Source organism: Paracoccus marcusii (genome assembly GCF_006151785.1).
Classification (GTDB): domain Bacteria; phylum Pseudomonadota; class Alphaproteobacteria; order Rhodobacterales; family Rhodobacteraceae; genus Paracoccus; species Paracoccus marcusii.
This window is the reverse complement of sequence record NZ_VDDD01000266.1, coordinates 1-1,013: the sequence shown is the minus strand read 5'-3', so window position 1 is coordinate 1,013 and position 1,013 is coordinate 1. Positions and strand designations below refer to the sequence as shown.

1 pseudogene is annotated in these 1,013 nt (G+C 60.9%); it reads left to right on the top strand.

The annotated features are described in order from the left end of the window. Nucleotides 1-428: 428 nt before the first annotated feature. A pseudogene (locus tag FHD68_RS18695) lies at nucleotides 429-938 on the top strand (recombinase family protein); the annotation flags it as partial. Between the last annotated feature and the right edge of the window lie 75 nt (nucleotides 939-1,013).

Genomic DNA, 1,013 nt, shown 5'->3' with positions numbered 1-1,013 from the left:
CTTCGAGGCCGACCGAGGCGGCAGCCTCCAGAAGGCTCGTCTCCATCCGCCACAGTGCAGCCAGGGCGGGGTCAGCCAGGAGAATGCCCTCAACCCTCGCTGCGTGGGTCTCGGCACTCAGAAGAAGCGATCCGGCATCCATCTGATAACCCATGATTATACTGCCAATAGTTTAGTATATTGCCACCATTCTGCAGTTGCCTAGTAGTTTTAGATATGGACTGAAATCTCCTATATCGCGCCACTCAGGCAGATGAGATCCCGAAGGCCTTGGAATACGGCCGAGAGAGCGCACGAAGGCGCGCATTTCCGTCCCCTGCTGGACGCAGTGGCTCTGCGCATCCGTACGGCAGACGCAGATATCGGCAGTGCATATGTTTACAAACGGTCGTTTACTGACGTCTACATGTTATGAAAGATGGCCCTCCATGCCGCTGATTGGCTATGCCCGCGTCTCTACGGACGATCAGACACTGCTGCCCCAGGCCCAGGCTCTAAGAGCCGCAGGTTGCTCAGTCATCCGCGAGGAGCATGGGTCCGGTGGCAATCGCGCCCGCCCCGTCCTGACGAGCGTCCTGGACGGTATCCGCAAGGGAGACACGCTGGTCGTCGTTCGGATCGACCGACTGGCTCGATCCCTCTCGCATCTGCTGGAGATCATCGAGCAGCTCGAAGCAAAGGGCGCGTACTTTCGCTCGATCGAGGATCCGATCGATACGGCATCGCCCCAAGGCAAGTTCACCCTCCAGGTGCTCGGGGCTGCGGCAGAGTTCGAGCGGGCATTGATACGCGAACGGACCAAAGCGGGACTGACCAGCGCCCGTCTCGAAGGGCGGATCGGCGGAAATCCCGGTCTGCGCGCCCGAAACCCTGAGGCGCTTCGCAAGGTACGCCTGGCGCGGCATGATGGCTATATGGAGCGTGTTGCCCAGACCGCAGGGGCCTCGCCCGGACTGAAGGACAAGGGGACAAAGGTCCCCCGTCCTGCCGTCTGCTGCTCACGCTGACGGTCC